At 39.3% G+C, this 229-nt stretch carries 1 protein-coding gene; it reads left to right on the top strand.

Features of this window, described 5'->3' with window-relative positions; all coding sequences use genetic code 11:
- Positions 1–229: MHYT domain-containing protein (locus OH705_RS29015; RefSeq protein ID WP_323873517.1), on the top strand; the 229-nt coding region annotated here is incomplete at both ends.

Raw genomic sequence — 229 nt, 5'->3', positions numbered from 1 at the left:
AACGTCACGTCCAACTTTACCTTTGCCTCGTCTTGTGATTGGCTCTGTTCTCATGGGTTTGGGAATTTCAGGGATGCATTATACGGGTATGATGGGCTTGGTGATCGAAAATCATCATCTGGTCTATGATCCTTTGATTGTTGTATTTTCAGTACTCATTGCGATTAGTGGTTCAGGTTTAGCTTTTTTTCTCATTTTCAAATATAAAAGTGCAATTGGACGAAAATCG

It is taken from the genome of Pseudomonas sp. BJa3, assembly GCF_026343815.1.
Taxonomy (GTDB): Bacteria; Pseudomonadota; Gammaproteobacteria; order Pseudomonadales; family Pseudomonadaceae; genus Aquipseudomonas; species Aquipseudomonas soli.
Note: the sequence above shows the minus strand (reverse complement) of the source record. Positions and strands in the feature narration are given on the sequence as shown.